This window comes from Pseudomonas sp. Pseusp21 (assembly GCF_059492145.1).
Map to the genome: position 1 here is coordinate 6,022,467 of NZ_CP168520.1, position 24,984 is coordinate 6,047,450.

A 24,984-nucleotide genomic window follows, 5' to 3' on the forward strand; every position below is an offset into this window, starting at 1 on the left:
GGGCCAGCGCGGCCGGACATCAACAGGGCGGTCATGAGGCGCTCCAGCTCAGGGCAAACAGGGTCTGTCCCGGCAGCTCGAAGCGCACGCGGCCGTCCTGACAGCGAAACGGCGCGTCGCGGCTGCGGTTGTCGGCGCCGAAGTAGCGCAGCGCGCCGTTGTTCAACGGGCATTTGGCGCCCGCCAGATCGACATGCTGCAAGCGCGTGCCCTTGTTCACGCCGAGCAGCCCGCGCTGATCGTCGCCGGCCATCGCCAGCACATCGACTTCGAACGCGTCGTTCTCCAGCCGCAGCACTTGATGCAGCCAGTGTTGCTGGATGAACTGCTGGGCCAGGCCCACCGGTTTCAACTCGAAGCGGTCATCGCCCAGCACCCGCAACATGCCTTTGGGGTATTGCGGCTCATCGGCGGCCTGAAACCAGTTGAGCATGGTCAGCAAACCGTCCTGGGAGGCGTTGATCACCACCGAGGCCCACCACAGCGAGGTGAAATGGGTTTCCTGATCGTAGGGGCTCAGGCTCGAGCCGCTGGACAGGTTGGTCTGATCCAGCAACAAGGCCTTGCGTGGCTGACCCTTGGCATCGAGGCCAACCAGATCCGCCGCCCGGCGCACGCTGTCGCGGTACACGCGGGTGGCGAGCAGGTCGCGAATCATCCATTCGTGCCAGGCCAGCGCATCGACCTGATCGGCGGATTCACCGAGCAGGCGCCGGGCCCAGTCGATGCCACGCTTGTTCGCCGCGTTATCGGCGAACGGGCCGTTGATCAGCCGTGAACTGGCCGGCATCGCGATGCGCACGCCGGCCTTGGCATTGGCCGGATCGCTGCGCACTTGCCGGGCCATGCTGGTGAAGATCGAACGGTATTGCTCGTAACTCGAATAATTCAGGTTGGGCTCGTCGGCAAACCCGATGTAATGCGTGCCTTTGCCGCCCAGCGCACGGGTACTGGCGAGCCAGGCGTCGAGGCCGCTGTTGCTTTGCACGTCGGCGCGCAGATCGGCCTGGCGCTGACTGCCGGCAAGCAAGGTGATGTCCTGACGAATGCCGAAACGATCCTGATAGACCTGGCGAAACGCATCTTCGAAGTGCGGATTTTTTGCCGTCACGTCGACGAACGTGTAGTAACTCGCGGCCGTCGGTTTCAGTGCATCGAGCAGCGGATGGCTGGCGGGCGGCGGCATCACATAGGGCAGGGCGATGCCCAGATCAGGTGTGCGCCCCAGGACTTTGTCGTGCAGGGTCAGGCGCGTCTGGCCGTCGTCCAAGCGCAGCGGTTTGAGCTGTTGCGGGGTCTGTGCGAACAGATTGGCCGTGCCGTCGAGCCAGAACGCCGCTTTGCCGCTGCCTTGCAGACGCAGGCGCCAGATCTGCTCACGCTGACTGACGGGCAGCGCGAGCTGATCGAACTGCCAATAGGCACGATAGGGTTTCAGCGCCAATGTCAGAGGCTGTCCGTCGCCGACCCGCTGCGCTTGCAGGGCGCTGACCCCGCCGTGAAACTTGCCCGCCAATATCGCGTGCTCACCGGCGGCGACCTTGAAATACAGCTCATCGCCGTTACGGGTTTCCGCACTGAAATGCACCTTGGCCGGGGCAAACAGCGCCACGGTGGTTTCGTCGTGTTCGACTCGGTAACTGCGGAAGCTGTAGCCGGGGATCTCCAGCTGATAACTCGCGGCGCCCGGTGCCAACGGCCAGCTCTGGCTGCCACGGGTTTCACTGGCCTTGATGAAGCGCTCGCCCTGCAGTTTGCCCCGGCCGTCGAGCAGGTAAATGTGCTCTTCGTTGGCCTCCGCCTGCCACGCCGGCGCCCAGCGCACGGTCACCGTGTCGGGGCGATCCGCTTGCAGGTACAGACTGCCGTCGCGAATGTCGCCCCAACGCATAGACGCCGCGAAGGCGTCCAGCGACAGGCCGAGGCCGAATAGCAGGGCCAGGCCTTTCATGCTGCCTTCCGACGCTGCAACATCAGCCACATCGGTGTGAGGTCGCTGGGCAGAATGATCAGGGTTTGCCAGAACGCCACGCCGCTCAGCCGGCAGTACAACACCAGCATCGCCACGGTCACCGCCAGATAGGCAATCGATGACGCCGCCGCTGCGCCGACGATGCCGTAGGCCGGAATCAGCAGCAGATTCAGCGCAAGGTTGAGCAGCGCGCCAAGCCCCATCATCAACGACACCGTGCCGGGACGGTTCTTGCCGATCAGGTCCAGGCGCAGGATGCTCGCGTAGCACAGGCCCAGCAGCCCCGGCAGCAAGGCCAGCAGCGCCGGATACGCCGGTTGGTAGGCGACGCCGAACAGGGTGACGATCAGCCATTCGCCGATCACGGCCATGGTCAGGCAGGCGCCGAGCATCACCGTGGCGGTCAGACGCAGCGCGAGCGGGGTGACCTTGTCCATGCCTTCGTCCTGTTGCAGCAGGCGTTTCATCAGCGGCGTGGTCACCGCTTCCGGGACGATCAGCAGCAACTCGGCGGCGGCGCTGGCCATCGCGTAATGCCCGAGGGCGGTGCTGCCGAGCAGGGCGCCGATGAACAGGTAATCGGAACGCAGGATCACTTGCTGGAACAGCAGATCCGGATGGCTGCGCGCACTGAAGCGCAGCAGTTCGTTCTGGCTGGCGCGATCCCATTGCAGTTGCAACGGCTGGGCGCGTTTGAGCCACAGCCAGCCGACCAGCACTACGAGGCTGATGCCGGCCAGCCAACTGATCAGCGCCGCTTCCAGGGCCGCTTCTTTCCACATCCAGAACAGCGCGAGAAACAGCAACAGCGGCGCCAAAGACTCCACCAGCCGCAAGGCGTTGAACGCGACCACACCGCCGGACGCATTGTGCAAGGTCAGCAGACCGCTTTTGAGCACGGTCAACGGCACCGCCAGCAGCAACAGCCACGCCAGCAGACCGAGTTGCAGGGTCACGTCCAGTTCACTGCCGAACTCGCGCACCAGCGCCACCACCAGCAAGGTCAACAGACCCGCCAGCAAACAACCGAACACCAGCACTTGAGCCAGTAGCAAACCCATCGGCCGCTGCTTGGCGGCCTGATAACCGACCGCCGAATTCAACCCGCCGCTGGTGGCGGCGCTGATCAGATCGGGCAGGGTACTGAGCAGGGCGAACAGGCCCCGTTCGCTGGGGCCGAGAATCCGCGCCAGCAGCACATTCCTCAGCAGGCGCAGGGCGATCATCGCCAGTTTGGTGCCCATGCTCAGCGCCAGATGCTTGAGGTAACTGCTTCGACTCATGGCCGCGCCCCGCGATAGATCCGCCACGACAGCAGTTCCGGATTGCGCGCGGTGCGCTGGCTGACGCCGAAGCGTGGCAGGTTCAGCGGATCGCCGGTACCGCGATAGATGCCACTGCCGGTGCCCAGCGCAAACGGGAAATCGTGATTGGCGATCTGTTCGCGCACCCGCTCATCGTTGTCTCCGTTGGGGTAGCAATACACCGGCAGCGGCCGGTTGCAGCCATTGAGCATGGCATCGCGGCTGCGGCTGATTTCTTCGCCCAGGCGCACATCGTCAAGGCCGGTGAGGATCGCGTGACTGGCGCCGTGGGGGCCGAAACGCACCAGCCCCGACGCTTCCATCGCCCGCACCTGATGCCAGTCCAGTGCCTGTGGTTGCGACTCTTGCGGGCACTCGTCGGTCAGGCGTTCGAGTCTCTTCGGATCGAGCGCCTTGAGGCTTTGCAGATAATGCAACAGGGTCAGACTGCGGCGATCCACATCGATGTCGTCCAGCAGCACTGGCAACGGCTGGCCGGCGGCACGCAGGCATTCGATCAGGTGCGTGCGGGCCTTTTCGCCATGGCTGCCCCACAGGGTTTCGCCGATGCTTTCCCACCAGAAGCGCTGGCGGCTGCCGATGAAATCGGTGGAGAGAAAAATGCTCGCCGGCACCTGATGTTTCTGCAGCAGCGGGAAGGCGTTGGCGGCGTTGTCGCGCCAGCCGTCGTCGAAGGTCAATGCCACTTGCGGACGCTCGGTGCGCAAGGCATTGGGCTGCAGGATCTCCATCAGCGGCACGCAATCGAAATGCTTGCGCAGCCACACCAGCAAGTGTTCGAAGGCCTTGGGCCCGACGCACAGCTCGTTGCGGTGCGGCAGGTCGGCGGCGCGGTCGTTGGACAGCACCCGGTGGAGCATCAGGATCACGCCGGCGCCGTGCAGCTGGTTGCGCCCCACGGACGAGTTGAGATAGAGCCAGCCGCTGGTGCGTTTAATCAGTTGCTTGATCGCCATGGCTCGATCCCTCTCAACGGTTTTGGTCAGGGTTCCATTGGGCATAACGCTGGCCGCGCAGGAACTGCCACAGGCCGATGCTCATGCCCGCCAGTGTCACCAGCAGGAATGCCGCAAGGCGGAACGGCTTGGGCAAGCGGTGTTGCGAATCCAGCAGGCCGGCAATCGCGATGGCATAGCCGACCACTTGCGCGATCAGGCTCAGGCGATAGAAACCGTGCTCTTGCCACAGCCAGAAATTGCTCAGCAGCAGCGGCAGCAACAGGATCGGCGCCAGACGGCGAATCAACTTGTGGCTGATCAACGCAATCGAATACAGCCCGTGCTTGAACGGATTGAGCAGCTCGCTGCGTTGCGCCAGGCTTTGCAGGCCGCCGACGGTGACCCGCTGGCGCCGGCGGAATTGCTTGTCGGCTTCGTCCACGCCGTGGTCGATCACTTGCGCTTCGGGCACGTAGACGATGCGTTTGAATTTGACCGGTGCGCAGGTGCTGATGAAGAAGTCGTCGTTGACCTCCGCCGGCACGTTCTCGAACAGTTCCCGGCGCAAGGCCAGCAGCGCGCCGTCGGCGGAGACCATGCAACCGGTGCGGTTCTCGACCCGGCGCAACCAGCCCTCGTAATGCCGGTACAGGCTGTCGCCGACGCTCAAGCCGCCGCCGGTGACCGGGATCACCATGTGCCCGGCACAGGCGCCGACCTGCGGATCGCTCAGGGGCGCCAGCAGGTAGCCGAGGGTTTCCCGCGACCATTGGTTGTCGGCGTCGGTGAACACCAGAATGTCGCCCGTGGCCAAAGCCGTACCGGCATTCAGCGTGGCGGCCTTGCCTTGGCGGGGCAGGTCGAGCACGGTGATTCGCGGGTCGACAACCTTGTGCGCACAGGCCACGGTGTCGTCGGTGGAACCGTCACTGGCCAGAATGATTTGCAGGGTCGCCGGCTGATAATCCTGGGACAGCAGCGAGCGCAGCTTGTGTTCGATGTGCCGCGCCTCGTTATGGGCGGCGATGACGATGCTGACGTTCAGCGGCGGTGCCGGGCTATGGCGCCACGCCGGGAACAGCGGCGCGAGCAGTGTCAGCAGCAGCGGGTAGCCGACATAGGCGTAGGCCGGCAGCAGCAGGCACATCCAGAAAATGAATTCAGCCACGGGCAGGCCTCCTGGCGTTCCAATGACACAGACTGAGAATGAACGCGGCGCCCGCCAGGTGCAGGCGCAGCCAGTGCAGGCCCCACAGTTGCAGGGTCAGGCAGACGTTGTGGTGCTTGGCGCTCTGACGCACGCTGAGCACCAGCCCCGGCACCAGCGTCAGCATCACCATGATCGCGGCGTGATGGGGAAAGCCGTCGAGCAGCGCGGAGATCGCCAGGAAATCCAGAACCCAGACGAAGATCGACAGCATCGGAAACCGCAACAGGCGCAGGCTGAAACCATGGCTGCGCAGCAGTTGCAGGTGACTGCCCTGGCGCCACAGTTCCTTGCCCATCCACTCGCGCCAGTTCATTTCGTAACCCCAGTGCAGCGCGACGTTCTCATTGATCGACAGCAGTCGGGCGCCGTGCTCGCGCAGGCGCAGGGTGAATTCCTTGTCTTCGCCGGTGCGCAGGGTTTCGTTGAAACCGCCGACCTTGTCGAACCAGCGCTTGCGCATCAACAGGTTGGCACTGGGCAGCCAGTCGACGACATGGCTGGTATGTGTGGTCGGGCGTAAGGTGCGGCGCTGCCAGGCAGTGGCGTACCACGGCGCGGCGGCGGGGGTGTGCAGGTCGAGACCGAAGACATCGGCCTGGCCACTGGCTTCGATGTCGAACAATGGGCGCAGCCAGTCTTCCGGCATTTCGATGTCGGCATCGATGAACGCCAGCCATTCCCCGGTGGCGATGGCGGTGCCACGATTGCGCAACGCGCCGATCAGCAGGCCTGGCATCACCAGTACGTGGGCGCCGAACTGCCGGGCGATCTGCGGCCCTTCGTCACTCGATCCATTGTCGACGACGATCAGTTCACACTCGACATCCGCCGCGTGCGCCGCTTTTTGCGCGGCCAGCAAGGTGCGGCCAATGTGTCGGGCCTCGTTGTACATCGGAATGACGATACTGATCCGGCTCATGTCCTGCTCTCCGTCAGCGGTGCCTGCTCGGCTTTGAGGCGCAGAACGCTGGTCATGGCGAGCATGATCCACACGTATTTTTGGTTCGGCGCGCTGAGGAACATCAGGAACAGCGTCAGCGACAGAAAACTCACCCCCAGATGGGTCATCAGATCCGCCTGTTGCCAGTCACGCCGCAACATCCACGCCTTGCGCGCCCGCATCAGGTTGTACAGACCCAGCGCGAGCATGCCGACGAACATCAGGCCGGCAGGAATCCCCAGCTCACTGAAGATTTCCAGGTAGGTGTTATGCGCCCGGCGATACAGGTCGCCGATCTTGCGGTTGGCGGAAAACGCCTTGGCGTAGCCGGTGGTGGCGTAGTGCAGCGGAAAGGTGCCGGGGCCGGAACCGAGCAGCGGGTTCTCGCGGATCATCTGGCTGCCGACCACGATGTACGAGGCGCGGCGGCCGAGGGATTCGTCGTTGTGGCCCTTGGCGCCGGCGCTCAACACGCTGAGGGACTGGATACGGGCGATGTAACCGGCAGGCATCGCATAGATCGCCAGCGGAATCACGATCGCTGCACCGAGCATGGCAAAACCGAGGTGACGTGGACGAATCCGCGCCAGTTGCGCGCGGTAGTGCCAGCAACCGATCACCAGACTCAAGGCCAGCACCACCAGCCCGGAGCGCGATTCGGTCTTGGTCATACCGCCGAGCAACAGCAGGCAGCAACCGCCCCAGAACAGCCGATGCAACAGGTTCGGGCTGCGGATCACCAGCAGCAGCCCCAGCGGAATGGCGAAGGCGATGAGAAGGGCGAAGGCGTTGGGGTCTTCGAGCAGGCCGGCGGCGCGGCCCTGATCCTGGAATTTGCTGGAGAACATGGCCATGGCGCAGGTCGTGCTGACGGCCAGGGTCACCAGCCGGGCGAACAGGTCGAGGTTCAGCTCGCGGCCGATCAGCAGGGTGATGACAAACAGAATCAGGCCGACGCTGATTTCCCGCAGATGACCCAGCGACATGCCCATGTCATCGGTGTTGAGCAGGCTCAGAAAGTACAGAACCATGAAGGCGATCAGAAAACGCCAGATATTGCTGCGCAGGCGATCCGAGGGAATCTGGTGCATCGCCAGTTGCAGCATCAGGATCACCGCCAGCGAAGCGCCGATCAGTTTGCTGCCCGACAGTGAACTGTCCTTGAAAAAACCCTCGAACGGCACCAGGGCGACGATGCCGAGCAGGCCCCAGGTCGGTTTGCGGTACAGCACTGCGAATCCGACCAGGCCGATGACTGCGCCCGGCGCCAGATAGGGCCAGGGACTGGCCAGCAGAGCGATGCAGGCCAGCCCCAGCAGACTGACGATCGAGAGCGGGAAAATCATGCGCGTGCCTCCCGTGCCGTGCGGATGTACAGCTGCGACCAGCGTTCGGCCAGGGCCTTGAGGTCGTAGCGGTCCTGTTGCGTGCGTTTTGCGTTGTCGCGCAGTTGCCGCGCGAGGCCAGGCTCGGACAGCAACGTGTCGAGCTGGCGGGCGAGGGCGGCGCTGTCGGTCGGGGCCGCGAGCAACCCGTTGTGGCGGTTCTCCAGCACATCGGGAATCCCGCCGACGCCGAACGCCACCACCGGCACCCCGGCCTGCATCGCTTCCAGCAGAATCATCGGCGTGCCTTCGGTGCGCGAGCTGATCACCAGCGCATCGAGTTGTTGCCACCAGGGGCGCATGTCGGTCTGGTAACCCGGCAGGCGGATGCGCTGCTGCAATCCGGCGGCGTCGATCCTTGCCTGCAAGTCTTCGCGTTCCGGGCCGTCGCCGAGCATCACCGCGTCGAGTTGCGGGTGCTGATGACACAGCGGGATCAGCGCGTCGAGAAACAGATCCGGGCCTTTCTCACTGCTCAAGCGCCCGACGTAACCGGCGAGCCAGCGTGGTCCTGGCGCATCGCAAGGCAGGGCGGCCGCTGCCGGCAATCCGTTGGGGATCACCTGCAATTTCTCTGCGCGTACGCTGGCCTGACGGTGCAACACCGCGATGCTTTCGGCGACACACACCACCCGATCCACCGACGCCGTGCGGCACAGTTGCAGGCTCAGCCAGGTGTAGAACTTCTGCTTGCGGCTGCGCGGGGTGAAGCCGTGTTGGGTGATGACCAGCGGCAGGCGCAACAGTGTGGCGCCGACCCAACCGAACAACAGCCCTTTGAAATTGTGAGTGTTGATCAACGGACGTTCACTGCGCCGCTGACGCAAGTGCCGCAGCAGGGCACCCAGCCCCGCGCAGCCTTGCGCATCAACGCCAGCCTCGCGAAAGCGCGCGATCAGTTCCGGCGGCGCATCGAGGAACAGCACCTGGTGCTGCCCCGGCGTCGCCAGGCAATGATCGAGCAACATCCGCTCGGCACCATAGAACCCGCCGCTGCTGAGCAAATGCATGATCGGCAGCGCGGCGTTCTGGGTAGAGGACATGTTCAATTGCGCACCCAGTGTACGAAGCTCGGCACGGTCCAGTTCTTGTGCGGGTTGCTCGGTTGCGCGTTCTGATCGTTGATCACCAACAGCACCGGCAGGCCCAGCTCGTGGCTGATTTGCGCCGGGTGTTTGAAGCGGTGGTCGAAGAACTCACGCACGTAGACCAGTGCAATCGCCAGCAGCAGACCGGTGAACAACCCGAACGGAATGATCAGCATCGGCTTGGGGAACGCCGGTTCGGTCGGTTCGAACGGCGGGCTCAACACCCGGGCGTTGGACAGATCATCGCTCAGCGAACGGGTGGTGCTGCTTTCGGCAAAACGCTGGGCGTAGGTCGAGAACGCGGCGTGCAGGGCATCGATCTCGGTATCCATCTGCCGCAGCTTGCTCTGGGTTTGCTGCAGCTCGCGGATACGGTTCTTGAACTCAGCGATGCGCGCGGTTTTCTGATCGATCACCTGCTGGACCACCGCCAGATCGTTGGTGCGTTCCTGGATACGGTTGCTCACCACCTTGAGGAACTGCTGGCGAGTGCGGGCAATCTGCTCGCGGGTCAGCAACATCGGTTCACTGCTGGGCTGGAACACCGCCAGATCGTTCATGTAGCGGCTGACCTGGGTGGTCAGTTGCTCGCCCATCTGTTTGATTTCCCGGTCCTCGAACGCCACGTTGTCGACCGTGGTGGTGAAGGTGTAGGGGAAGGTGTAGTCGTTGAGTTTGCTGTTACTGGCGGCGGCCAGCGCGGTCTTCAGGTACTCGAGCCAGCGCTGGCTTTGCAGCAGGCGGTCGCGATACAGGTTCAGCGCCTGCTCTTCGGTGTTGATCGCGTTGAGGCGGAAGGTGATTTCCTCCTTCGGATCCGACGCACCGACACTTTCCAGCAACGCCTGGCGATTGCCTTCCAATCCATCGAGACTCACCTGATACAGGTGTTTCTTGGTTTCGTAGAACGATTGCGGCAGGTCGATCGATTGCAGCGCCTGACGGCTCACCAGATAGTTCTGCAACAGGGCAGAGACGAAGGTCGTGCCTTGATGCGGATCGGGGAAGCTGTAGATGATCGAGATCACGTTGGAGCCAGGCAGGGTCTCGATTTTCAGGCTGTCTATCGCATCCTGGGTCAGCGCATCGAGCGCGGTGTCGCGCACCGGATCGGTCTCAAGCCCCAGGGTGTTGCGCACGGGGTTGATCACGTACTGGCGCAGCGGCGAACTGATGTAGCGCTTGAACGGCTCGCTCACCAACTTGTTGAACATCCCGGGCGACGGGGTGTATTCGCCCTTGTCGCGCAGTTCGCTGATGGTCTGACGGATCAGCGCCGGCGAACGCAGGATGTTGCTCTCGGTTTCCATGTCCGCCAGCGACGGCGGGATGAAGGTGGCGTTGTCCACAGTGAGCGACGTGGTGGCGTCGCCCTGTGAAAGTTTTTTCGACTGCACGATCACCTGAGCGGTGATATCGAAGGTCTGCTTGAGCAGCAGCGGCAGCACCAGCGCGATCACTGCAAAGATCAGGAAGACCCGTTTCACCAGTTGCTTGTTGGCGAAGAAGATCCTGAAGAACTCATGCAGGTAATTTTCCTTTGGATTCATGATCGGTCACCTGAGAGTCAGTTGTTGTTGCTGTCTTTGTTGTCGACGCGGTAGCCGAAGCTGAAGCCCACACCCTGGAACAGCACCACGTCGGCCAGTTGCCGGGCGAGTTCGCCGGCGCTGGCCAGTTTGGTTTTCGGCACGTACAGCATGTCATCCGGTTGCAGGTAGGCGATTTGCGGCGCCTCGCCCGACAATGCTTTCTCGACGTCGTAGCGCACGGCCTGCACCTGATTGCCGTTGCGGCGCATGATCACCACCGAATCGAGCCGCGCCTTGACGTTGGTGCCGCGGGCCAGGGTCAGCGCCTCAAGCACCGACACCGGCCGGCGAATCGGATAGGAACCCGGCTGGCCGACCTCACCCAGCACGTAGATTTCGTTGCCGGCGGTGGACTTGAGCAGTACGTCCACGGTCATCCGGCCCGGCAGTTGCGCGTACTTCTTGTTGAGGAAGGCTTCGAGCTGGTTGACGGTCATGCCTTGCAGCGGCACCGCGCCGATTTCCGGGAAGCTCGCGTAGCCGTCGGTGCCGACGGTGATCTCGCGGCTCATGCCGGTGGCCGGGTGGTTGAGGGCGCTTTTCAGGTTCTGCTCGTTGGTCAGCGGGCTGATGATCTGCACTGTCAACTGATTGCGGTTGGGCTGGAACAACTGTTTGCGTTGATAGGCGCGCTGGATTTCCTGGCGCGCTTCTTCACTGGTCAGCCCGGCGATTTTCACCGAGGTGTTGGCGCCCGGCAGTTCGATGGTGCCGTCCGGCAGCACCAACTGGTTGCCATTGAGCTGGCTGGCAGCGGTGAAGTTAAGGCCGATCTGGTCCCCCGACTGCACGCGATAAGCGTCCGAGCCGCTGGTGCTGATGTGGAAGATCACGTCCAGCACATCCTGCGGGCGCAGGGTCTGCTCGACCTTCGGCATGTCGGTGGCCTGGGCGTTGGCCGGGGTAGCGGTGAGAATATTCACCGGCATGTTCTGGGTTTCGGAGGTGCTCGAGCAGCCTGCAAGCGGCAGCATCAGCAGCACAAGAATCCTGGCGTTCATGGCGTCATCCTTTGCGGTTGCTTACAGGTTTTTGTAGAGCCATTTAGGCATGTAGTACTTGCGTCGGTTGAACACGCTGCCGACCACTTTCGCCCCGGCCTGGGTCAACCGCTGGACCGCCGCCTGGGCAACTTCCCAGCGAGTGTCTTCGGCGCGTACCACGAACACCACGCCGTCGACCTGGGTGCTGATGACCAGCGTGTCGGCCGCCGAATACACCGCGTCGCCGTCGATCACCACAAAGCGGTACTGGCTGCCCAGTTGATCGAGCAACGGGCTCAGACGCTCGGCGGTCAGGTGTTCCAGGGTGCGGATCGGCCGGCCGTTGGGCAGCACGTGGAATGGCAGGCTCGACACCTGCACCACGCAGTCTTGCAACAGCGGCGGGTTGTCCGGGTTGAACAACAGGTCGCGCAGGCCGCGCTCCTTGCTCAGGTTCAGTTGCTGGGTCAGGTTGCTCGCCGACTGGCTGGCGTCGACGTACAGCACCTGGCCGCTGCTCATCTGTGCCAGTTGGCTGGCCATGGCCAGGGCGCTGGTGGTGGTGCCGGCGCCGGGGTTGGCGGCGGTCAGAAACAGGATCCGCAGATCCAGGTCCAGCACGGTCGAGGTCAGGTTCGACTCGCTGGGGCTGGCAATGCTCAGGCTTTTGTTGGTTGAACCGTCCATTAGCTTGCTCCGTGGCCGCTGAATACTTTGAAGGGGGTTTTCAACAGAATCTTCAGATCAAGCAGTAGGCTCTGCTCGGCGATATAGCTGAGGTCCAACTCAACGCGCTGGTCGAAGTCGATATTGCTGCGTCCGGAGATCTGCCACAGGCCGGTCATGCCGGGGTAGATCGCCAGACGCGCGAGGTGACTGTCCTTGTAGCGGTAGGTGTTGAACGAGGTCGGACGAGGGCCGACCAGGCGCATGTCGCCGGTCACTACGTTGATCAGGTTGGGCAGCTCGTCGAGGCTGGTGCGCCGCAGGAAGCCGCCGATCCCGGTGATGCGCGGGTCCTGGTCGATCTTGAAGTCGATGGCGTCGGCACCGTGCTTGTTCAGGTGGCGCAACGACTCCTTGAGCTCTTCGGCGTTGGCGACCATGGTCCGGAACTTGTACATGCCGAACTTGCGGCCGCGATAGCCGGTGCGTTTCTGCACGAACATTACCGGGCCTTTGCTGGTGAACTTGATGGCCAGCGCCAGACCGATCAGCAGCGGCGAAATCATCAGCAGAATCATCAGGGCGCCGAGACAGGCGACCACCCGATTGGTGCGCGACAGTTGCCACGGCCGGCCACCTTCTCGACCGGTCATCCAGCCCTGGCCCTGGCGGTGGATTGCCGCGTCGAGGCGCATTCGCTGTTCCGGATCCATGCGTTTGTCACGCACCAGTTGTTGGATCGGTATACCTTTCTCAAGTCCAGTCATGGAGTCCTCCGCTGATGTTCAGCCGCGAACGGCGCGTGGGCGATAGGCAGTGGGGTAGTAATCGCGGAACCAGGCGACAAACCGCCCCAGTCCCTCATCCAGCTCTATCCGGGGCTGAAACCCGGTGGCCTGGGCCAGGTCGCTGGCCTCGGCGCAGGTATTGAGTACGTCGCCCGGCTGCAGCGGCAGCAGCTCGACCACGGCTTTCTGGCCGAGGTGTTTTTCCAGCAGGGTGAGATAGGTTTTCAGCGCCACCGGGTGCTGGCCGCCGATGTTGAACAAGCGCCACGGGGCCATGCTGCTGGCTGGATCGGGTTGTTCGCGGTCCCACTCGGGATTGGCCCGGGGCGCCCGCTCGATCAGGCGTGCGATGCTTTCGATGATGTCGTCGATGTAGGTGAAATCGCGCTGATGCTCGCCGTAGTTGAACAGCTTCAGTGGCGAGCCTTCGCTGATGGCCTTGGCGAACTGGATCGGCGACATGTCCGGCCGGCCCCACGGCCCGTAGACCGTGAAAAACCGCAGCCCGGTGCAGGCAATGCCGAACAGGTGGCTGTAGCTGTGGGCCATCAATTCATTGGCTTTCTTGGTCGCGGCGTACAGCGACAGCGGGTGATTGACGCCGTCCTGCACCGAATACGGTGTGCGCTGGTTGGCGCCGTACACCGAACTGGACGAGGCGTAGATAAGGTGCTCGACCGGGTACTGGCGGCAGCACTCCAGGATGTTGAGGAAACCATCGAGGTTGCTGTGCAGATAGGCCCGTGGATTTTCCAGCGAATAGCGCACCCCGGCCTGCGCCGCGAGATGCACCACCACTTGTGGTCGTTCACTGCTGAACAGTGCTTGCAGCGCCGACGCGTCGGCCAGATCAATCGTGGCAAGCTGGAAATCTCCAATTTGCTTGCGCACCCAGTCCACCCGATCGTGCTTGAGCTGGGGATCGTAGTAGCCGTTGAAATTGTCCAGGCCGATCACCTGATGCCCGTATCGCACCAGCCGCAGCACGCAATGAGCACCAATGAACCCGGCCGCACCGGTGACGAGGATTTTCATGGCCGCAACCCGTCGGGCGCGATGTGGCGCAGACCGATGCCGCTGTAATGCAGGCCGGCGGCCGCCACTTGTTCCGGGTTGTAGAGGTTGCGTCCGTCGATGATGACTTTGGAACGCAGCTTGCTGGCCAGCAGCTCGAAATCCACCACGCGGAAATTCTTCCATTCGGTGCAGATCACCAGTGCGTCGGCATCCTCGAGGGTGTCGTCGCGGGTGGCGCACAGGTGCAGGTCATTGCGGTAACCGTAAATGCGCCGGCACTCGGACATCGCTTCCGGATCGTAGGCCTGCACGCTGGCGCCTTCGGCCCACAGCGCCTCCATCAGATAACGGCTCGGGGCTTCGCGCATGTCATCGGTGTTCGGCTTGAACGCCAGGCCCCAGATCGCGATCGACTTGCCGGCCAGGCCTTGAGGGAATTGCGCCCTGAGTTTGCTGAACAGAATGTGCCGTTGCGCGTCATTGACGTCGGTGACGCTGCGCAGAAGTTTCAATGGCATGCCGTTGTGTTCGGCGGTGTGCAGCAGGGCGCGCAGGTCCTTGGGAAAGCACGAGCCACCGAAGCCGCAGCCCGGGTAGATGAAGTGATAGCCGATGCGCGGGTCGGAGCCGATGCCCTTGCGCACCGCTTCGATGTCGGCGCCGAGCAGTTCGGTGAGGTTGGCCAGCTCGTTCATGAAGCTGATGCGGGTGGCGAGCATCGCGTTGGCCGCGTACTTGGTCAGCTCGGCGCTGCGGTTGTCCATGAACATCAGTTTTTCGTGGTTGCGGCAGAACGGCGCGTACAGCTCGCTCATCTGCTCGCGGGCCTGTTCGTCGCGAGTGCCGACGATGATCCGGTCCGGCCGCATGCAGTCGGCGAGGGCGCTGCCTTCCTTGAGAAATTCCGGGTTGGACACCACCCGCACTGCCAGAGCGCTTTTGCCGCGCCGTTGCAGTTCTTCTTCGGCGGTGTGCAGCACCTGATCGGCCGTGCCGACCGGCACCGTGGATTTGATGATCAACGTGCGATCGTCTTCCATGAAGCTTGCGATCTGCCGCGCCACGTTGAGCACATGGCTGAGGTCGGCGGAGCCGTCTTCGTCGGCCGGCGTACCCACGGCGATGAAGATCAGTTCGGCGTGTTCCACCGCATCGCTGGCCTGGGTACTGAACAATAAACGCCCGGCCTTGATGTTTTCTTCCAAAGTTGCCGAAAGACCCGGTTCGCTAATAGGCGGTACCGCCTGTTGCAGTTGTTTAATCTTGTTCGGGTCAATATCGACGCACAATACGCGATGTCCGACATCGGCAAGTGCGGCTGCTTGTATCAGGCCAACATAGCCCGTACCAAATACGCTCACGTCCATATTGGCGTGCCTCGTAAGACGGTGATGGAAGATTGAAAATGGAACTGTCAAAAGGGGTATAGCGCAGCGTGGGAAAAGCGTGTCAGCAAAATGACATGTTGCAAGGGTATAACACCCCCATTTTTGGGGGCGAAAGGCCATCAAGTGCTTGCTGTAGCTGGATTTGTCCCGTTCTTGACGTGTTCGAAGAAAACGATAAACGGTCGTAGGCCACGTATTACAAGGGTTTTAACGACTTGGGTGTGTCAGATTTGAGTCAACGTTTTTTTGACGCTTTTTGATTATGTCCGACATTTCTTGCGCTTTAATGGCCCGGTGCTAGTGTCAGATTTTGACCGACAAACCCTTGACAACCTCTCGTCGGACGCACTCCGGAATTGCCATGTTTCGATATCTGAAAGAACTGCTTTTAATTATTTATCTATTGCTTTATTCCGAATATTACCTTGACCGTTTAAATGCGATGGGTATTGGTTTGGCAGTACTTCTTTTTGGCGCGATGTTTTTGACGCTGACTTTCGCATTATTACTGACAGCCTATATACGTCAGACTTTCATTCGGCATTTGTTCGCATTAACCCTGTTTGTTTCGGCGGTGTTCTTCGATGTTTACACGAGGGTCACCGCCGATTACCTGACCTACAGCAGTTTTGTCTCACTGGTGTACTCCGGCGGCTTCATCCAGGAAGCGGCGTATCAGTACCGGGGGGCGATCATCCACGGTCTGCTCAACGGGTTGTTGCTGTTGCTCGGGATCGGTCTCAAGCCCCGGCACACGATCCCGGTACCCAACGCCTTGCGGATCGCTGCGCCGTTGTGCGGTGTGTTGCTGCTCAGCGCCGTACTGTTCGTGCGCGCCGGGGAGGGCGCGCGCGGGTTGCCGATCATGTACACGCCGCTGGCCTATCTGAACCTGTTCGGCTACGAAGCGCTGCACAACACCGTCGGTCCGCGTGAGCCGGTGACCCTGGCGCGCAATGGCCCGGCGGTCGGTCACGATATCGTGCTGATCATCGACGAAAGCATTTCCGGCAATTACCTGGACATCAACGCGCCGTTCGGCGTGCACAGCAACCTCAAGCAGGCCCGTCCCGGCGTCGAGATCTTCAACTACGGCTACGCGGCGTCCATCGCCAATTGCAGCGCCGACACCAACATCACCCTGCGCTACGGTGGCACCCGCGCCGACTACATGCGGATCAACAGCACGCTGCCGTCGATCTGGCAGTACGCGAAAAAGGCCGGCCTGCGCACGGTCTACATCGACGCTCAGCGCACCGGCGGCAACCTGCAGAACCTGATGAACGATGCCGAGAAAAAGGACATCGACGAATTCGTGCAATTCGACCAGATCAGCGTGCGCGACCGCGACATGGCTGCCGCCGCCAAGCTGATCGAACTGCTCAACGACGGTAAACCGCAGCTGGTGCTGATCAACAAGGTCGGCGCGCATTTCCCGGTACACGACAAATACCCGGACGCTTTCATGGCCTACCGCCCGACCTTGCCCCGCGGGCAGTTCACGGAAGTCGCCGACACCGGTGAACGCACCGGCTTCAACGGCCAGCCGGATGACTGGGTGCTGTATCGCAATGCCTACAAAAACACGGTGCTGTGGAATGTCGGCGAGTTTTTTTCGCGGGTGTTTGCCCAGGCCAATCTGAACAACGCGCTGCTGATCTACACCTCGGATCACGGCCAGGATTTGCACGAACGCGGCAATCCCGGGCTCAACACCCACTGCGGCGGCGACCCGGTGGAGGAAGAAGGGCTGGTGCCGCTGGTAGTGATTCAGGGCGATCAGTTGCAGACACTCGACTGGTCGGCGCAACTGGCGGCGAACAAGGATCGCTCCAGTCACTACAACATCTTCCCGACCCTGTTGCAGTTGATGGGCTACGACCTGCCGGGAATCGAAGCGGTATACGGCAAACCGCTGAGCGTGGCGACGGCGGATGAATTCACCTTCAACTACCGCTTCAACGCGCGGCTGGGGGCCAAACCCGAGTGGAAGCACATCGACCTGAACAGCATCGTCACGCCGGGTGAAGCGCCGACGAGTGTGGCGGTGGGTCAGTAACGCGTCGGTATCCGCTATCCTTGGCCGACACGGATCGATCGGATGGCGGCATGCTCCAGGTTCAAAACGTCTTCAAAAGCTACCTCACCCCGCAAGGCCCGTTGCCGGTGCTGCAAGGCATCGACCTGACGCTCAGGCCCGGCAGCAGTCTGGCACTGATGGGCGAGTCGGGCAGCGGCAAGAGCACGCTGCTGCACCTGATCGCCGGGCTCGACAAGGTCGACAGCGGCAGCATCAGTAGCGGCGAACATCGGCTGGACCGGATGAACGAGGCGCAACTGGCCAACTGGCGGCGCACCGAAATCGGTCTGGTGTTCCAGCAGTACAACCTGATCGGCAGCCTGCGGATCGAGGACAACCTGGCGTTTCAGGCGCGGCTGGCCGGGCGGCATGATCCGCGCTGGCAGCAGCATCTGGTGCAGCGCCTGGGGCTGGGCGAATTGCTCAAACGCTATCCCGAACAACTCTCCGGCGGCCAGCAACAGCGGGTCGCGCTTGGCCGAGCGCTGGCGGCGCAACCGAAATTGCTGCTGGCCGACGAGCCCACCGGCAGCCTCGACGAAGCCACCAGCGACGAAGTCCTGCGACTGTTGCTGGAATTGCTCGACGACACACCCACCACCTTGCTGATGGTCACCCACAGTCAGCGCGTGGCAGCGCGGCTGGCGGAGCGCGTGGTGCTGTCCAGCGGTCGCTTGACGTGAGGGTTTTCCGCTACGCGCTGATGGCGCTGCTCAGTCACTGGCGGCGCCATCCGGTGCAGTTTTTCAGCGTGCTGACCGGGTTGTGGCTGGCCACCAGTCTGTTGACCGGGGTCGAAGCGCTCAACAGTCAGGCGCGGGACAGTTATGCCCGGGCCAGCCAGTTGATTGGCGGCGAACCCCAGGCCAGCCTCAGTACGCCAAACGGCGCGACGTTTCCGCAGCAATGGTTCGTCGATCTGCGGCGTCTGGGCTGGCCGGTGTCGCCGGTTCTGCAAGGGCGCCTGATTCTTAAAAATCACGAAAACCAGCGCCTGCAATTGATGGGCATCGAGCCGGTGTCTTTACCCGGTGACAGCGCGGTGGCCGGGCAGGCGATGCCGATTGAACGCGTCGTCGAATTCTTCACCCCGCCGGGTAGCACCTGGATTTCTCCCGAAACCTTGCGGGCGCTGAACCTCGCCGAGGGCGCGACCCCGGCCACCGAAACCGGCCAGACGCTGCCGCCGCTGCGGGCGCAAACCGACATGGCCCCCGGCGTGCTGCTGGTGGACATTGGCGTCGCTCAGCGCGTGCTCGAACAGCCTGATCAACTGTCGCGTCTGCTGCTGCCGAAGGATTTTCATATCGAGGTGCCGGCCGCGTTCAAAGGCCAGTTGCAGCTCAAGAGCAGTGGCGAGGAAAACAACCTTGCGCGATTGACCGAAAGCTTCCACCTCAACCTCGATGCCCTCGGGTTTCTCTCGTTCATTGTCGGTTTGTTCATCGTCCATGCGGCCATCGGTCTGGCGCTGGAGCAGCGCCGGGGATTGCTGCGTACTCTGAGGGCCTGTGGTGTCAGCGCGCGAATGTTGATCGCTTGCCTGATCGTCGAGCTCGGCGCGTTGGCGTTGATCGGCGGGCTGTTCGGCGTGGTCAGCGGTTATTGGCTGGCGAGCGTGCTGTTGCCGGACGTCGCCGCCAGCCTGCGCGGTCTGTACGGCGCGGAAGTGGCGGGGCAGTTGCGCCTGAGTCCGTGGTGGTGGTTCAGCGGCATCGGTTTGAGCCTGCTCGGCGCGTTGCTGGCCGGGGCCAACAGTCTGCTGCGGGCGGCGCGTCTGCCGTTATTGGCGGTGGCGGATCCGCAGGCCTGGCATCAGCAACATGCGCGCTGGTTGCGGCGTCAGGGTTGGGTGGCCGGCGTGTGTGCGGCGATTGCCTTGGCGGCGCTGGTGTGGGGCAACAGTCTCGCCAGCGGTTTTGTGTTGATGGCGGGGCTGTTGCTCGGCGCCGCGCTGGCGTTGCCGGTGTTGCTCAGTGCGTTGCTCAACGGTTTGCTCGGGCGCAGCCGCTCGGTGCTCGGGCAGTGGTTTCTCGCCGACTGCCGCCAGCAATTGCCGGCGCTGAGCCTGGCCTTGATGGCGCTGCTGCTGGCGATGGCGGCGAACATCGGCGCCGGCAGCATGACCGCCGGTTTCCGCCAGACCTTCAACGACTGGCTCGAACAACGGCTCACCGCCGAGCTTTATCTGAATCCGAGCAACCCGGCTCAGGCGCGAGAGCTGTACACCTGGCTCAAACAGCAACCGAGCGTCACCGCGATCATGCCCAACTGGCAGGTTTCGGTGTCGCTGCAAGGCTGGCCGGCGGACGTGTTCGGGATCATCGATCATCCGCACTATCGCCAGCACTGGCCGTTGCTCGAATCTCGAGGAGACGACCCGTGGGCGGCGCTGGCCAAGGACGATGCGGTGATGCTCAGCGAACAACTGGCGCGGCGCTTGAAGGTGACGCCGGGCGATCACTTGTCGATTCCCACGCCGGGCGGGTCGTGGTCGCCGCGCATCGTCGGGATTTACGCCGACTACGGCAATCCCAAGGGCCATGTGCTGGTCAACAGCAACCACCTGTTGCGCGGCTGGCCGCAGCTGACGCCAAACCGCTTCAACCTGCGCATCGACCCGTCGAACATCCCAGCGCTGCTCAGGGCCTTGCAGGCACGCTTCCAACTCGATGACAGCCGGATCGTCGATCAGGCGCGACTCAAGGGCTGGTCGGTGCAAGTCTTCGAACGCACCTTCGCCGCGACCGCCGCGCTGAACAGCCTGACGTTGGCCGTCGCCGGCGTGGCGCTGTTCATCAGCCTGCTGACCCAGAGCCAGAGCCGCCTCGGCCAGCTCGCACCGTTGTGGGCGCTGGGTGTGACGCGGCGGCAGCTGATGCTTCTCAATCTCGGGCAAACGTGGCTGTTGGCGCTGCTGACGCTGGTGCTGGCCTTGCCGTTGGGCATCGGTCTGGCGTGGTGTCTGGACGCGGTGATCAACGTGCAGGCCTTTGGCTGGCGTCTGCCGCTGCGGGTGTTTCCATGGCAGTTGCTGCAACTGATGGGGCTGGCGCTGCTGGCGACCTTGCTGGCCTCGGCGTGGCCGCTGTATTCGCTGTACCGCACGCAACCGGCGGACTTGCTGAGGACGTTTGCCCATGAGGACTAGGTTTGCGCTGGTGTTTTTGGCGTTGTTGCTCGGTGGTTGCGACAACCCCACAGCGGAGCAGAAGGGTTTCGCCGGCATGGGCGCTCAGGCGCAGGCGTTTACACCGGTGGTGCCGGGGCGGGTGTTCAGCTTCCCGGCGGATCACGGCGCCCATGACGGCTTTCGCATCGAATGGTGGTACGTGACGGCCAATCTCAAGGACGCGCAGGGCAACGATTTCGGCGTGCAGTGGACGTTGTTTCGCAGCGCCCTGAACGCCTCGCCGCAGCAGCCGGGCTGGGCCAACCAGACGATCTGGCTCGGGCATGCAGCGGTGACCTCGGCCAGCGTCCACCACGCCGCCGAGCGCTACGCTCGTGGCGGCGTCGGGCAGGCCGGGGTGCGTGCGGCGCCGTTCGAGGCTTGGATCGATGACTGGCGTTTCGTCAGTCAGGCGAGCGATCCGCTGGCCGACCTGCAACTCAGCGCCCGGGACAAGAACTTCAGCTACCAGCTGCGCCTGACCTCCAGCCGCCCGCTGGTGTTGCAGGGCGACAAGGGCTTCAGCCAGAAATCCGAACAGGGCCAGGCGTCGTATTACTACAGCCAGCCGTTTTTCCAGGCCAGCGGCACCCTGCAGATCGACGGCCAGACCTATACCGTCAACGGCCCGGCCTGGCTCGACCGCGAATGGAGCAGCCAGCCGCTGACCGCCAACCAGACAGGGTGGGACTGGTTCTCCCTGCATCTGGACGGCGGCGAACACGTCATGCTGTACCGCATGCGCCAGAAGGAAGGGGCGCCCTACCTGACCGGCACGTGGATTGCCGCCGATGGCCAGACCGAAACCCTGCACGCCGAGCAGATCAAGCTGACCCCGCAAGGCACTGCGAAGGTCGCCGGCCGTTCGATGCCGGTGCGTTGGTCGATTGAGATCCCGACGAGGAATCTGCAGATCACCCTCGATGCAATCAACCCCGACGCCTGGATGAACCTGCGCATTCCGTATTGGGAAGGGCCGGTGCGCCTGAGCGGCAATCGGGGCGGGCAGGGCTATCTGGAAATGACCGGGTACTGATTCCACGTACCGTGCCTGCGAAGGAATCGATTGGAACTCTGTCCAGGATGCCCCCTCTACCGAGGAACATGGCCGAGGATCCGATCCATGAGCGAGGAACTGAAATCTCCAGACCTGACGACCTGGCAGCAAATGTTTGACGATCAGACGTACTGGCAACAATCCCCGGATGCCCATTACTTCGATCTGCAGCGCATTGCTGACGATTTGCTCGGCCAAGGTGCCATCGATCTTGAGCAGTGGCAGATTCTCAGAGCCAAGGCCGATGACCTGCACAAGGACTCGCCCGCCATGAACGTCGCGCGGGAACTCGACGACCCCGAAGCCTGAGGAGGCCCGACATGAACACTGTCCCTGATAACGAGCACCCCGACGAACCTCGTCCGCCGGGTGAAACCGAGCGCGACAACGACGCACTGCGTCCCACCGATCCCAAACAGCGACAGAGCTCCGGGAAAGGCACCGCCAGTGGCGAGTCCACCGCGCAGGACACTGCGCAACGATCGCGGAACAAACCCTGAAGGGCGTCTATGCTCAGTGGCACATCCGTCGCTGACCACGTCGGCGATGGGTGCTGCCATCCATCACAGGGAATGTATCGCTTATGAAGCTCCAAGCACTGACGCACGCCATAGCACTTGCCACCGTCCTTTCTACGGCCAGCCTTTCGGCGATGGCCGCCGATATCCCGCTGTCGGCCGCTGTCGAGGCCGACAGGGTCACCACCAAAGTGCTGGCGGTTGACCCGGCCAATCATCAAGTGGTCCTGGAAGGCGCGGAAGGTCGCCAGGTGCACATTCAGCTCAGCGACAAGGCGAAAAACCTCGGAAATCTCAAGGTGGGGGATCTGGTCCAGATCGAGGTGACACGTTCGGTCGCCGCTTATCTGGACACCGACGTGGATAAAGGTCTGCCAGGCTCTACCGAGCGCACCGGTGAACTGCGCAACGCCGTGGGCAGCAGCAACCCCGGTGGCGAGGCTTTCCGCCAGGTTCAGGTCCAGTTGAAAATCACCAAAATTGATTTGGCGACAAACCAGGTGACCCTGGAAAACCCGTCGGGCCAGTCGAAAACCCTCAACGTCGAAAAGCCTGAGATTCAGGCCAAACTGAAAGATTTGAAAGTCGGGCAAAGCGTCGTGGTCACTTACACCGATGTATTAAAAGTGACCAGTCAGCATGAAAGTTGAGTATTGACTCTACAGAATGGCTGTTCTTGTACAAGTAATTGTATGAGAACAGTCATATGAAGTATTCGAGGTGGTGATGTCAGGAAGTTTGTCGGGAAATATCGACGAATATTTTCTTTAACTTTTCAGTACATAAATTTCATGTTGAAGCAGGACGACATATCCGCCAATTTCCATTAAAATCCTTCGCGTTCGCCCAGTGTCAGGGCTCTTTACCGGTGCATGGATTGCCAGGCCATTACACTGGGCGAACACCTCCTCGGAGTGGAGGCCAAAGAATTCAGATGCAAAAAGGGCGACTTTGAAGTCGCCCTTTTTTATTGTCTTACGATTTGGCGGGTCGCATGCCCTGTTGTAACTGAAGGCGCTTGAGCGTTTCCTGATACATGGTGGTGCGGCGGTGCTGTTTGCCGTATCCACCGATCGCGGCCACGGTGCCGGCCTGGATGTGATCCAGGTAGCGGAAGATCGTCCGCGGCGAGAGGCATTTGATGCCGTAGCCAAGGCTGCTTAAACGATCCTGCAGCGTGTATCCCGGGACCCGGTCGTCCATCGAAAAATGCAGCCCGTGAGCCTTGATCAGCCGTGCATTCCACAAGGTGCAGAAGCTTTTCAGGTGAGTTTCCCGGTAGGGTTTTGGATCTCGGGAGGGCAACCCCAAGTGCTGTTTTGCCCGGCGGAAATAGTGTTTGAAATAACGCGAAGACAAACGCCAGGTGTCTCTAAGGACGCCGCGATCCAATTGTTCGACGCAACCGACCGCCGCGGTATCCAAAGATTGCATGCACTCATTCATCATCATCGAAAAGACAGTACTGTCAAAAACGAAAGTGTCGGTGTGCAGCAAAAACAGGTAATCGGTTTCAACTTTCGCAAGTGCCAGATCAAGTGCCTTGCCATGAGCAATATGCCCCGCTTCCTTGCCGGGAGAAGGGCGCTCGATCAAGTTGATCCAGTCCAGAGACCGCAAGTAAATCAGGCTTTCATCGGCGGAATCGTTGTCCACCACCCACACCGGAATTTGATGCTCCTTGACATACTGCTGGAGAAACTCCAGGCACATCCGGGTTATTTCCGGCGTCTTGTAATTGACCAATACAAGACTGAAGGCGGGCAGTTGTTTAGAGGTGGAATCGATCGCACTCATGGTCCGGGCTCACTTCAAGTTGAAGGGTTCTGCTGACGGCAATCAGCACACAGAACCGCTGCTTTGTGGCCCGGATGGTAGGGACGCAACCTTAGTTGAAGCTTAATTTCCGAGCCCCCGGGCCGGGCGACTTGTTACGGCCTGCAACACCGGCGAGGCGCTTGGCGATCAAGCGCGGTTCCACGGTAAGATGCGCCGCCATTTCAAGTTCAAGGAAGACAACGGCCCGCGCCGTTCGCCAAGGATGAAACCACTTTCCCTCTACCACCCGGCCCTTTACTGGCTGCGCGTGTGGCAAAAAAGACTGTTCCGCCACATCGCCTGGCACTGCTCGAGCAAACGCTACGCGCGGCCTGCCACGACGTCCGAGCGCCTGCCTTACCGCTACCTCAAACACACCTCAAAACTGATCCGCAAACTCGGCGACTCCGACCTCGCGCTGCAACACAACAAAGTCATCAACCTCAAACTCGCCGTCGCCGCCATCGACGGCGTCACCATCGCCCCCGGCGAATATTTCTCCTTCTGCCGCCTCGTCGGCCGCCCGAGCCGCCAACGCGGCTATGTCGAAGGCATGGAACTCTCATTCGGCGAAGCCCGCACCGGCATCGGCGGCGGCATCTGCCAACTCAGCAACCTCATCCACTGGATGGCCATTCACTCACCCCTGGTCGTCATCGAACGCGCCAACCACAGCTTCGACCCCTTCCCGGACGACGGCCGCGTCCTGCCATTCGGCTCCGGCGCGGCGATCTTCTACAACTACATCGACCTGGTACTGCACAACCCGACGGATCGCAGCTTTCAGCTGAAGCTGAAGGTCGGAGAGACGCAGTTGGAGGGGGAGTTGTTGTGTGATCGGGAGCGGGAGTATCGGTATCACGTGTTTGAGGTGGGGCAACGGTTTGTGCGGGAGGGGAGTGGGTGTATCGGGAGAATGAGATTTGGCGGGAGGTGAGGGAGAAGGGGCAGGTGGGGGCGTTGGTGGAGAGGGAGCGGTTGTATGGGAATCGGGTGGTGGTTAAGTATGAGGTTTTGGACGCGTTGATCGATACGAAGTAATCATGG

The 24,984-nt window shown here is 62.0% G+C and carries 21 protein-coding genes and 1 pseudogene; 8 read left to right on the forward strand and 14 right to left on the reverse strand.

What is annotated here, in order from left to right; genetic code table 11:
* Positions 1 to 31 precede the first annotated feature (31 nt).
* The 13 genes from ACEN93_RS27380 to ACEN93_RS27440 are packed head-to-tail and all read right to left on the reverse strand — an operon-like array spanning position 32 to position 15,271.
* Positions 32 to 1,951, reverse strand: coding sequence for a hypothetical protein (locus tag ACEN93_RS27380; RefSeq protein WP_495610742.1), 1,920 nt, complete (start codon positions 1,949 to 1,951; stop codon positions 32 to 34).
* Positions 1,948 to 3,255 carry a lipopolysaccharide biosynthesis protein gene (locus ACEN93_RS27385; protein WP_495610743.1) on the reverse strand — a complete coding sequence of 436 codons (1,308 nt, stop codon included), beginning with the start codon at positions 3,253 to 3,255 and terminating at the stop codon, positions 1,948 to 1,950. Before ACEN93_RS27385 ends, ACEN93_RS27380 begins: the two co-directional genes overlap by 4 nt.
* Entirely contained in the window at positions 3,252 to 4,253 is a 1,002-nt protein-coding gene (locus ACEN93_RS27390) for a polysaccharide deacetylase family protein (protein WP_495610744.1), read from the reverse strand. Before ACEN93_RS27390 ends, ACEN93_RS27385 begins: the two co-directional genes overlap by 4 nt.
* 13 nt (positions 4,254 to 4,266) lie before the next feature.
* Entirely contained in the window at positions 4,267 to 5,403 is a 1,137-nt protein-coding gene (locus ACEN93_RS27395; RefSeq protein ID WP_495610745.1) for a glycosyltransferase, read from the reverse strand.
* A complete protein-coding gene (locus ACEN93_RS27400; protein WP_495610746.1) occupies positions 5,396 to 6,364 on the reverse strand; it encodes a glycosyltransferase in 969 nt (322 codons plus the stop codon). The genes ACEN93_RS27395 and ACEN93_RS27400 overlap by 8 nt, the downstream gene beginning before the upstream one ends.
* On the reverse strand, positions 6,361 to 7,731 hold the full coding sequence (locus ACEN93_RS27405) for an O-antigen ligase family protein (protein WP_495610747.1): 1,371 nt from the start codon (positions 7,729 to 7,731) through the stop codon (positions 6,361 to 6,363). Before ACEN93_RS27405 ends, ACEN93_RS27400 begins: the two co-directional genes overlap by 4 nt.
* On the reverse strand, positions 7,728 to 8,813 hold the full coding sequence (locus ACEN93_RS27410) for a glycosyltransferase family 4 protein (protein ID WP_495610748.1): 1,086 nt from the start codon (positions 8,811 to 8,813) through the stop codon (positions 7,728 to 7,730). Before ACEN93_RS27410 ends, ACEN93_RS27405 begins: the two co-directional genes overlap by 4 nt.
* A 2-nt stretch (positions 8,814 to 8,815) precedes the next feature.
* Positions 8,816 to 10,408, reverse strand: a complete 1,593-nt coding sequence (locus ACEN93_RS27415; RefSeq protein ID WP_103387246.1) for a GumC family protein — start codon at positions 10,406 to 10,408, stop codon at positions 8,816 to 8,818.
* Positions 10,409 to 10,425: 17 nt separating this feature from the next.
* Positions 10,426 to 11,451 (reverse strand): polysaccharide biosynthesis/export family protein, encoded by a 1,026-nt coding sequence (locus ACEN93_RS27420; RefSeq protein ID WP_064378938.1) that lies wholly within the window; start codon positions 11,449 to 11,451, stop codon positions 10,426 to 10,428.
* A gap of 21 nt (positions 11,452 to 11,472) precedes the next feature.
* Positions 11,473 to 12,120, reverse strand: coding sequence for a CpsD/CapB family tyrosine-protein kinase (locus ACEN93_RS27425; protein WP_039767764.1), 648 nt, complete (start codon positions 12,118 to 12,120; stop codon positions 11,473 to 11,475).
* Positions 12,120 to 12,866, reverse strand: a complete 747-nt coding sequence (locus ACEN93_RS27430; RefSeq protein ID WP_039767766.1) for a sugar transferase — start codon at positions 12,864 to 12,866, stop codon at positions 12,120 to 12,122. Before ACEN93_RS27430 ends, ACEN93_RS27425 begins: the two co-directional genes overlap by 1 nt.
* Before the next feature lie 18 nt (positions 12,867 to 12,884).
* Positions 12,885 to 13,922, reverse strand: a complete 1,038-nt coding sequence (locus tag ACEN93_RS27435) for an NAD-dependent epimerase (RefSeq protein ID WP_495610749.1) — start codon at positions 13,920 to 13,922, stop codon at positions 12,885 to 12,887.
* On the reverse strand, positions 13,919 to 15,271 hold the full coding sequence (locus ACEN93_RS27440; protein ID WP_163974608.1) for a UDP-glucose dehydrogenase family protein: 1,353 nt from the start codon (positions 15,269 to 15,271) through the stop codon (positions 13,919 to 13,921). The genes ACEN93_RS27435 and ACEN93_RS27440 overlap by 4 nt, the downstream gene beginning before the upstream one ends.
* Positions 15,272 to 15,653: 382 nt before the next feature.
* Between ACEN93_RS27440 and ACEN93_RS27445 the strand changes: the two genes are divergently transcribed.
* The 7 genes from ACEN93_RS27445 to ACEN93_RS27475 all read left to right on the forward strand — a co-directional run bounded on the left by ACEN93_RS27445 (position 15,654) and on the right by ACEN93_RS27475 (position 22,769).
* Positions 15,654 to 17,351, forward strand: a complete 1,698-nt coding sequence (locus ACEN93_RS27445; protein WP_103387248.1) for a sulfatase-like hydrolase/transferase — start codon at positions 15,654 to 15,656, stop codon at positions 17,349 to 17,351.
* A gap of 50 nt (positions 17,352 to 17,401) precedes the next feature.
* Entirely contained in the window at positions 17,402 to 18,055 is a 654-nt protein-coding gene (locus tag ACEN93_RS27450; RefSeq protein ID WP_074687758.1) for an ABC transporter ATP-binding protein, read from the forward strand.
* On the forward strand, positions 18,052 to 20,523 hold the full coding sequence (locus tag ACEN93_RS27455; RefSeq protein ID WP_495610750.1) for an ABC transporter permease: 2,472 nt from the start codon (positions 18,052 to 18,054) through the stop codon (positions 20,521 to 20,523). Before ACEN93_RS27450 ends, ACEN93_RS27455 begins: the two co-directional genes overlap by 4 nt.
* Entirely contained in the window at positions 20,513 to 21,580 is a 1,068-nt protein-coding gene (locus ACEN93_RS27460; protein ID WP_085613467.1) for a lipocalin-like domain-containing protein, read from the forward strand. The genes ACEN93_RS27455 and ACEN93_RS27460 overlap by 11 nt, the downstream gene beginning before the upstream one ends.
* An 87-nt stretch (positions 21,581 to 21,667) precedes the next feature.
* Positions 21,668 to 21,910 carry a hypothetical protein gene (locus ACEN93_RS27465; protein WP_074687761.1) on the forward strand — a complete coding sequence of 81 codons (243 nt, stop codon included), beginning with the start codon at positions 21,668 to 21,670 and terminating at the stop codon, positions 21,908 to 21,910.
* An 11-nt stretch (positions 21,911 to 21,921) separates the two neighbouring features.
* A complete protein-coding gene (locus ACEN93_RS27470; RefSeq protein ID WP_039767781.1) occupies positions 21,922 to 22,101 on the forward strand; it encodes a hypothetical protein in 180 nt (59 codons plus the stop codon).
* An 83-nt stretch (positions 22,102 to 22,184) separates the two neighbouring features.
* A complete protein-coding gene (locus tag ACEN93_RS27475; protein ID WP_039767783.1) occupies positions 22,185 to 22,769 on the forward strand; it encodes a hypothetical protein in 585 nt (194 codons plus the stop codon).
* A gap of 325 nt (positions 22,770 to 23,094) precedes the next feature.
* On the opposite strand, the gene ACEN93_RS27480 is transcribed toward ACEN93_RS27475, so the two are convergent.
* A complete protein-coding gene (locus tag ACEN93_RS27480) occupies positions 23,095 to 23,916 on the reverse strand; it encodes a glycosyltransferase family 2 protein (protein WP_039767785.1) in 822 nt (273 codons plus the stop codon).
* A gap of 244 nt (positions 23,917 to 24,160) precedes the next feature.
* On the opposite strand from ACEN93_RS27480, the pseudogene ACEN93_RS27485 reads away from it, so the two are divergent.
* Positions 24,161 to 24,978, forward strand: a pseudogene (locus ACEN93_RS27485) (VanW family protein).
* The last annotated feature ends 6 nt before the right edge of the window (positions 24,979 to 24,984 follow it).